At 73.7% G+C, this 7,803-nt stretch carries 11 protein-coding genes; 4 read left to right on the plus strand and 7 right to left on the minus strand.

Annotated elements, in window-relative coordinates; all coding sequences use genetic code 11:
• Positions 1-146: 146 nt before the first annotated feature.
• A complete protein-coding gene (locus tag EAO71_RS22490) occupies positions 147-620 on the plus strand; it encodes a VOC family protein (protein WP_147979639.1) in 474 nt (157 codons plus the stop codon).
• Positions 621-680: 60 nt separating this feature from the next.
• Here EAO71_RS22490 and EAO71_RS22495 read toward each other — a convergent pair whose 3' ends face one another.
• A complete protein-coding gene (locus tag EAO71_RS22495; RefSeq protein WP_147979640.1) occupies positions 681-1,640 on the minus strand; it encodes a quinone oxidoreductase family protein in 960 nt (319 codons plus the stop codon).
• A gap of 89 nt (positions 1,641-1,729) precedes the next feature.
• Here EAO71_RS22495 and EAO71_RS22500 point away from each other — a divergent pair, with 89 nt between their 5' ends.
• Positions 1,730-2,203 carry a MarR family winged helix-turn-helix transcriptional regulator gene (locus EAO71_RS22500; RefSeq protein WP_147979641.1) on the plus strand — a complete coding sequence of 158 codons (474 nt, stop codon included), beginning with the start codon at positions 1,730-1,732 and terminating at the stop codon, positions 2,201-2,203.
• A gap of 48 nt (positions 2,204-2,251) precedes the next feature.
• Here the strand turns inward: EAO71_RS22500 and EAO71_RS22505 are convergent, their stop codons facing one another.
• The 3 genes from EAO71_RS22505 to EAO71_RS22515 form a co-directional block, all read right to left on the minus strand.
• Positions 2,252-3,034 carry a metallophosphoesterase family protein gene (locus EAO71_RS22505; RefSeq protein WP_147979703.1) on the minus strand — a complete coding sequence of 261 codons (783 nt, stop codon included), beginning with the start codon at positions 3,032-3,034 and terminating at the stop codon, positions 2,252-2,254.
• Positions 3,035-3,150: 116 nt separating this feature from the next.
• Complete coding sequence (locus tag EAO71_RS22510; RefSeq protein ID WP_147979642.1) at positions 3,151-3,420, minus strand: BON domain-containing protein; 270 nt, start codon at positions 3,418-3,420, stop codon at positions 3,151-3,153.
• Positions 3,413-4,099, minus strand: a complete 687-nt coding sequence (locus tag EAO71_RS22515) for a nucleotidyltransferase family protein (RefSeq protein ID WP_147979704.1) — start codon at positions 4,097-4,099, stop codon at positions 3,413-3,415. Before EAO71_RS22515 ends, EAO71_RS22510 begins: the two co-directional genes overlap by 8 nt.
• A gap of 258 nt (positions 4,100-4,357) precedes the next feature.
• Here EAO71_RS22515 and EAO71_RS22520 point away from each other — a divergent pair, with 258 nt between their 5' ends.
• Together EAO71_RS22520 and EAO71_RS22525 are read left to right on the plus strand one after the other, a co-directional pair.
• On the plus strand, positions 4,358-4,858 hold the full coding sequence (locus tag EAO71_RS22520; protein ID WP_147979643.1) for a hemerythrin domain-containing protein: 501 nt from the start codon (positions 4,358-4,360) through the stop codon (positions 4,856-4,858).
• Positions 4,859-4,940: 82 nt separating this feature from the next.
• Positions 4,941-5,186, plus strand: a complete 246-nt coding sequence (locus tag EAO71_RS22525; RefSeq protein ID WP_147979644.1) for a hypothetical protein — start codon at positions 4,941-4,943, stop codon at positions 5,184-5,186.
• 205 nt (positions 5,187-5,391) lie between these two features.
• Here the strand turns inward: EAO71_RS22525 and EAO71_RS22530 are convergent, their stop codons facing one another.
• The 3 genes from EAO71_RS22530 to EAO71_RS22540 all read right to left on the minus strand — a co-directional run.
• Positions 5,392-6,075, minus strand: coding sequence for an HAD family hydrolase (locus EAO71_RS22530; RefSeq protein WP_147979645.1), 684 nt, complete (start codon positions 6,073-6,075; stop codon positions 5,392-5,394).
• 5 nt (positions 6,076-6,080) lie between these two features.
• Positions 6,081-7,118 carry an NAD-dependent epimerase/dehydratase family protein gene (locus EAO71_RS22535; RefSeq protein WP_147979646.1) on the minus strand — a complete coding sequence of 346 codons (1,038 nt, stop codon included), beginning with the start codon at positions 7,116-7,118 and terminating at the stop codon, positions 6,081-6,083.
• Positions 7,115-7,803: hypothetical protein (locus EAO71_RS22540; protein WP_222723575.1), on the minus strand; the 689-nt coding region annotated here is incomplete at its 5' end. The genes EAO71_RS22540 and EAO71_RS22535, both read right to left, overlap by 4 nt.

A 7,803-nucleotide genomic window follows, 5' to 3' on the forward strand; every position in this document is an offset into this window, starting at 1 on the left:
GGCGGGCGTGGGCGTGCGGGCGGGGCGCGGCGGGGCGGTTCCACGGAATCGGAACGTGGCGGAGCGATGATTTCCGAGCCGTCCGACGGTCGGTACCAGTGAGAACCGGAACCTTTCGCGACGAGATCAGGAATCGGGAGGGCGCCATGCCCCGGATCACCCCCAACCTCTGGTTCGACACGCAGGGCAAGGAGGCCGCGGAGTTCTACTGCTCGGTCTTCCCCCGCTCGGAGATCAGGAAGATCTCCTACTACGGCGAGGCGGGACCCCGCGAGGCCGGGACCGTGCTGACGGTGGACTTCGTCCTGGACGGCCAGGCGTTCACGGCGATCAACGGCGGACCGGAGTTCACGTTCGACGAGGCGGTCTCCTTCCTCATCGACTGCGCCGACCAGGACGAGGTCGACCACTACTGGAGCAAGCTGTCCGACGGCGGACAGGAAGGCCCGTGCGGCTGGGTCAAGGACAAGTACGGCCTGAGCTGGCAGGTCGTACCGGCCGTCCTGGAGGAACTGCTGACGGACCCCGACGAGGCACGCGCCCAGCGGGCGATGAAGGCCATGCTCGGCATGGGGAAGCTGGACGTGGCCGGGCTGATCGCCGCCGCGGACGGCGCCTGACGCCGACGGTGTCGGGGCGCTAAGGCGTGTTGCGAAGTCCCACCCGCCCCGCGACACCCCTTAGACGTCTGAGCCGCCGAAGCGGACGAGGTGCTTGCCGCGGGTCCCGCCCGCGGCGAGACGCTGGACGGCGGCGTCGAGGTCGGCGGGCTCGTACACGGCGGCGACGTCGATCCGGGCGCGACCGTCGCCCAGGAGGCGCAGGGCCTCGACCGCGCTGGCGGCCAGGCGCTCGGGCGCAGTCCGGCTGAGCAGATGGCTGTTGTAGGTGAGGACGGAGCGCCCCTGCGCGAGCAGTTCGTCGGCGTCGATCGGGACGGACGCGGCGCCGCCCATGGCGCCGTAGGCGACCAGCCGGCCGTGCGGGGCGAGGTGGTCCAGGCCGGCGGCGCGGACCGGGCCGCCGACGGGGTCGAGGATCACGTCGAACCGCTCGTCGCCGAGGGTCTCGGGGAAGCCGTGCCGGGAGACCAGCCGGTCGTACCCGAGCTTCGCGGCGTAGTCCGCCTGGTCCGGATCGCCGACCACGCCCACGATGCGGCCCGCTCCGGCGGCGGAGGCGAACTGCGCCGCCAGACTGCCGACACCGCCGAGCGCGGCGTGGACGAGGACGCTGTCGCCGGGCCGGACACGGGTGACGGTGTGGATCAGGTCCCAGGCGGTCGGGGCGGCCCAGCCGAACGCCGCGGCCGTGCGCGCGTCGAGGTCGCCGACGGGCAGGGCGAGGATCGCGGGCGCGACGACGACCTCGGCGTACGCACCGGACGAGGTGAGCGCCGTGACCCGCTGGCCGACGCGCGCGGGGTCGACGCCCTCGCCGACCGCGACGACGCGGCCCGCGGCCTCGAAGCCGGGGACGAAGGGACGCGGCACGGGGAAGTACCCGCCGCGGACGAGCACGTCGCCCCACTGGATCCCGGCGTACTCGACGCGGACGGCGACTTCGCCGACGCCCGGGACGGGCTCGTCGAGCGAGGTGAGGGTGAACCTGTTGTCGGGGTCGAGAACGACAGCCTTCATGAGTACGGCCTCCTGTGCTGAATCAGTATCCTGATACTGATCACGTTAGGCAGACTCAGGTACCTGAGTCAACACAGGAGGCTGAGACAATGAGCGGGGAGACGGCCGGGATCCCGGCGGAGGAGTACCTGTGCACCCGCATCCGGCGCGCGGAACAGGTGCTGACGGCACATCACGAAGCGGTCCTGCGCGGCTACGGCCTGACGATGACGCAGTACACCGTCCTGCTCACGCTCTCCCGGGAAGGCGGCATGTCCGGAGCGCAGCTGGCGCGGGCCTGCGGGGTCACGCAGCAGACCATGGCCCCGGTTCTGACGGGACTGCAGAACAAGGAACTCGTCGACCGCAACGCCTCCCCCGTGCACGCCAAGGTGCTGATCGCCTCGCTGACCGAGCAGGGGGAAGCCCTGTTGAACCAGGCCTACGAGGAGGTGATCGTCCTGGAGCGCGCCCTGGCCGACGCGTTCAGCCCGGCGGAACACACCGCGCTCGTCGAACTCCTCGAACGGGCGACGAGCGTCCTGGCCGACCAGACACGACGCGCCCAGGAGGGCCGTGCCTGAGAGCGGGGCGGCCGGGCGCCGCCGGTTCTCACTCTCGGATCCGTCCCGTCATCCCCGGTGGACGCCGAGGTCGGCGCGGCCGTTCCCGCCGAGGGGCAGCTGGTAGAGGGCGAAGGCTCGGTCGATCACGGGCTGGGCGACGTTGCGCACCCGCACGCCGCCCACCGTCATGCCGTGCTCGGTTCCGTGGTGGGCGTGTCCGTGCACAGCGAGGTCGGCGCCCGACGAGTCGATCGCCTCGGCCAGCAGATAGCTGCCGAGGAAGGGGTAGATCTCCAGGGGTTCGCCCGCCAGCGTGTCCGGTACGGGCGCGAAGTGGGTCAGTGCGATGCGGACCGCGCAGTCGGCGTCGGCCAGCACGCCCAGCGCCGTGTTCAGCCCGTCGGCGGTCCGCCGGGACTCCCGTACCAGCGCCTTCATCTCGGGTTCCCCGAACTCCCCCGCGCAGCGGCCGACGAATCCGCCGCAGAAGCCCTTCGTCCCCGCGACGCCGACCGTGTGTCCGGCGACGGGGAACATCGCCGCCTCTCCTTCCAGGACGGTGACGCCGACGGCCGACAGCGCGGCGGCCACGGCCTTCTCCTCGCCCGCGTGGTAGTCGTGGTTGCCGAGGACCGCGACCACCGGGACGCCGATGTCGGCGACCTCGCGCGCGACCACCTCCGCCTCCTCCACGGTTCCGTGCCGGGTCAGGTCTCCGGCGAGCAGGAGCAGGTCGGCGCACTCGGGCAGGACGGAGAAGGCGGGGCGCAGCAGCCCGGAGCAGTCCGTGCCGAGATGGATGTCGCCGACGGCGGCCACCCGGACGAATCCCCCGTCCGTGGTGGGGATCGTGTCCACCTCCTCGGCGGCTTCCGCGGTGAGGAGGGTGATCTCCTCGGCGCGCGCGGGTGTCGGGGCACCGGCCGGCGCCCCCTGACTCGGTACGTCCGGAATCACCGGCGCGGTCACGACAGTTCCTCCATCCGGTCGGGAGCGTCCGCGCACGCCACGGCGAGGTCGGCGTGCAGCGTGAGTCCCGCCAGCTCGGCGCGGGCCAGGCTCAGGATCTCGTCGCGCCGTGCGGCGGTCGGCACGGTGCCGCTCAGCAGCACGGCGTCGCCGCGCTGCTCGACCCGTACGCCCTGTTCGGCCATGGGGTCCCCGGTGAGCCGCTCGCACAGCCGGGCGATGCGGTAGTCGTCCTCGTGTGCGCCGGTGTGCGCGTGTTCAGTCATCGTCGGTCCGTTCTCCCTGCGTTCCGGCGGGCGGAATCACGTCCAGCAGTTCGAGGAGGTAGAGGAAGGCCGCGGCCATGGGCTGCTCGCCCGTCTCGGCGCGCACGCGCTGCCACGCGATCCGTTCGCGCAGTCCGCGGGCGACCGGCAGCAGGGCCCCGAAGTCACAGTGGTGCTCCGAGAGCGCGGCGAGCCGTCCGATCATGAGGTCGGTCGGGTCGACGACCGGCATGTGGACGGAGTCCACCGGCAACGTCCAGGCTCTTTCGAGGAGTTCGGTGGTGACGGGCCGCCCGGCCAGGGAGAAGATCAGGTCGATCTGCTCCCCTCGGCTGCGCGCCTTCACCAGCCAGTCCTCGGGCGGCTCCACGATCTCGACGCCGTGCCGGCGCAGCAGCCCCGTGACGGTCTCGGCGTCCTCCCTGCGGATGGCGAAGTCGGCGTCGTGCTGGAGGCGGACGGGGATGCCGTGCGCGTAGGCGGCCACGCTGCCCACGAGCGCGAAGGCGCAGCCGGAGCTCTTCAGGACGCCGCCGATCTCCTTCGTGACCTCCAGGATCGCCTGAGTGTGGTCCGGGGGCAGCGTGCCGGGCCGCGTCGCCGGCGCGTCGCCGTCGTCCGCCGCCCCCTGCGTGCGGCCGAGCGCGGCCCGGGTGTCGTCGTCGTACTCCTCGTGCATGAGGTGCATCCGCTCCTCCTCCCACGGACGACCGTCGCTCCGTGGCGGGTCGGGACCCTGCCTGTACCCCGTCGCCGCGGATCCATCCCCGGGCCTCTCCGGGACGCCGGGGATCGGCCGCCATCGGGGCTGCCGGACCGGCCTCGGTGCGTGCGACGTCCACGGCCGGGGCCGGGAAGGCGGCCGGGCCGGGTTTTCGGCCCCGGTATCCCGAGCAGGCGCCCCAGGACGGAACCCGCGAACGAGGAGGCACGCATCATGCCGGATGTCAGGGAGGACCAGGACGTCGTCGCGGTGATCCTGGAGGACCACCGCGCCATGGAGGAGCTCTTCCGCCGGATGCGGAGTGTGGAGGCCGACCGCGCCAAGGCCCTCGAGGAGTTCTCGGCCCTGCTCATCGCCCACGGCGAGGCGGAGGAGGCCGAGGTCTACGGAGCGCTGAAGCGGTTCAAGGACGTCGACGACGACGAGGTGGAGCACGGCGCGGAGGAGCACGCCGAGGGCAACAAGGCTCTGCTGGCACTGCTGGAGGTGGACGACGTCGGCTCCGAGAAGTGGGACGAGCGGCTGGAGGAGCTGGTCGAGGCGGTGTCGCACCACGTGGACGAGGAGGAGCGGACCATCCTCAACGGCGCCCGGAAGAACGTCCCGGACGCACGCCGGGCGGAGCTGGGCGCCGCTTTCCTGGCGGAACGCGAGAAGCAGCTGGCGTCCGGCTGCGGCAGCGTGGAGCACGTGCGCGCCGTCGTGCACGGGTGACCGGCCCGGGGCCGCACAGGATCCCGGACGCTCCCGCACCGAGTGGTGGGCGAGCGGGGCCACGAACGAAGGGAGAACGACCGTGAACGAGCACGAGGAGCACCGGCGCCACGCCGCCCGGACGACGCCGTCGCAGGCGGAGGGCGAGAGCGGCGACCGGGCCGCCCGGCGGGAGGCCGAGGAAGCCGTGGCGGACCGTCCGGGTGACACCGATCCGCAGGGCGCCGAAGGGCACACGGCCAAGCGGCAGCGTCCCGGCATCGGCCGGGAGGAACAGACCCGTCCGCACCGGGGCAGCGGGAACCCGCGGGAGGACGACGGTCGCTGAGGGAGTGCGACGTTCGAACGGTCCGGGCCGGAGAGGCCCGGACCGCCGCGCCGTTCCCACCCGGCCGCGCCTCGCCGCCGGCCGCCGTGCCCGCGGGTCGCGCCTCGCCGCCGGCCGCGGTGCCCGCGCCGGTCAGAGGTCCCCGGCCGCCACGCTGACCGCCTTGGTCAGAGGTCCCCCGGCCGCCGCGCCGGCTCCGCGCCGGTCAGAGGTCCCCGGCCGCCGCGATCCGGCTGAACGGGCCGGACGGCAGGGTCCGCAGGAGGTCCGCCGGATCCCGGTGCACCTCCCCCGCCCCCGCGGCCTCCAGGTCGGCCCGGGCGATGCCGCCGCACAGCAGCGCCGCGGACCGTACTCCGGCCCGTCCGGCGGCCTTCATGTCCCAGACGCTGTCGCCGACGAACACGGCGTGGTCGGCGCTCGCGCCGGCCAGTCCGAGGGCCTGGTGGACCGGCTCCGGATGGGGCTTGCCCCGGTCGACGTCGTCGGCGGTGGTTGTCGCGTGGACCGCTTCGTCCGCGTCGATCGCCCGGCGCAGCGCCTCCAGTTCGGCGCCCGAGGCAGAGGTGACCAGGACGACGCGCCAGCCGTCCGAGGCGAGCGCGCGCAGCAGGTCCGCTGCGCCCGGCAGTGGGCCGAGGCGGTCGAACCAGGTGGCGTAGAGGACGTCGTGGGCGGTGCTGATCCCCTCGTCCTGCTCCCGGTCGCGTCCGGGACCGAGGAGGTGCGTCAGCAGGTCCGGGCCGGGCAGGCCCAGTGCCTGGTGCACGGCGTGGCTGGGGATCCGGTGCCCGGCCTGCCGGAACGCCTCCCACCAGCACGTGACGTGCAGGGCGTTGGTGTCGGTCAGGGTTCCGTCGACGTCGAAGAGGGCGGCACGGACGGTCATGGACCTCACTCCCGCCCGCTCCGGCCGGGCCCCGCCGTTCCGGCCGCGGCCAGCGGCACGGTGGCGAGCCCCGCTCCCCGGCCGAGGCCGGCGAGGAACTCGCCGACCGCCTCCTCGGCGCTGAGGTCCGGCGTCCAGTCCAGTTCGTCGCGGGCCCGGCCGGCGTCGATGAGGGGCAGGCGCAGCACGGCGTCGAGGAGGCCGGGCGCGGCGGGCACGAGGTGCATGCGCCAGGCGGCGGCGAGCGCGGCGCGGGCGGCCGCGGCGGGCAGCGGGACGGTGCGGGTGTCCAGCAGGCGGGCCACCGCGGCGGTGTCCAGCACCGGTTCGGCCACCAGGTTGAACGGGCCACGGACCGGGCGTACCACGGCCGCGTGGTACGCCCGGGCGGCGTCGTCGGTGTGCAGGGCCTGGAATCGCAGACCGGCGACGGCCGGCAGCGCGGGCAGCAGCCCGGGACGGACGATGCGCCAGGGCAGGAGGGGGCCGGCGAAGATCCGGCGCTGCTCGCTCGCCGCTTCCTCCTTGAACAGGAAAGCGGGTCTCATCCGGACGACGCGCAGCTCGGGGTGGGCGAGCTGGAAGCCGTCGAGGTAGCGCTCCAGGTAGGCCTTCTCCCGGGTGTAGGCGGCGCCGGGCCAGCCGTGGGTGGGCCACGACTCGTCGACGGGACGGCCGTCGGTGGGACCGGGCGAGTAGGCGCCGACGGACGAGGCGTGGACCAGGGCCCGGACCCCGGCGCGGGCGCAGGCCTCGAAGACCCTGATGCCGCCGAGCACGTTGGTGCGCCAGGTCTCGACGGGGTCGTGCGTGGGCTGGAACTTCCAGGCGAGGTGGACGACGGCGTCCGCTCCGGCGAACAGCGCGTCGAGGTCGGCGCCGCCGGGGTCGATGTCCGCCGCCACCCAGCGGACGCCGCCGACGTGGAGTTCGGGGGTGCGGCGTGCGATGCCGAGCACCTCGCCGACCATCCGGTCGCTCGCGAGTTCCCGGACCACGCTGGTGCCCGCGTTGCCGGTGGCTCCGGTGACGACGACCCTCATGACGTCCACCCCTTTCCCGCGGAGAGTCCGTGAGGCGCCTCTCCGTCGGCTTCGCCTTCGACCTCCCCGCCGGCCTCACCGTCGGCCGCTCCGCCGACGGGGTGGCCTCGTTCGTCCGTGTTCCCGTGTTCGGGGTCGAAGCAGCGCCGTGCCGCGTCGGCGGTCAGGTCCTTGAGGACGTCGGCCTGGCGGTGCGCCCGGTCGAGCAGCCGGTCGAGTTCGGTGACCGGAAGCCGCCGGTCCGTCTCGGCATCGGTCCTGAGCGACTGCCAGAGCGAGGTCTTCCCCTCCACGCCGATGCGCATGGCCTCGAGTTCCAGGACGTCGCTGAGGGGTGAACGGGACACCAGGCGGCCGTTCGGCTTGGCCCGGCCCACGGTCTCGGCGATGCGCCCCAGGGCGATCCGCCGGCGCTTCACGGGAACGTCGAGCGCGGTCATGAGGGAGCGCAGACTGTCCCGGTCCTCCGCGATCTGCCGGGCGAGGTGGGCGAGGGGCGGACCGGCCGGCGTGTGGCGCTGGTTCCGCGCGGCGCGCCGGATCAGCGCGACGCCGCCGCTGGAGCCGGCGAGGTGGTCGTTGAGGTAGATGCCCAACAGGCGTTGCGGGTCGGGAGTGGCGGAGCGTCGCCGTCCGGCGGCGTGACGGGTGTTCATGGCGCTGTCCGATCGCAGAGGCTGTCCGG

The sequence above is a fragment of the Streptomyces sp. MS191 genome (assembly GCF_008042125.1).
In the GTDB taxonomy this organism is placed as follows: Bacteria; Actinomycetota; Actinomycetes; order Streptomycetales; family Streptomycetaceae; genus Streptomyces.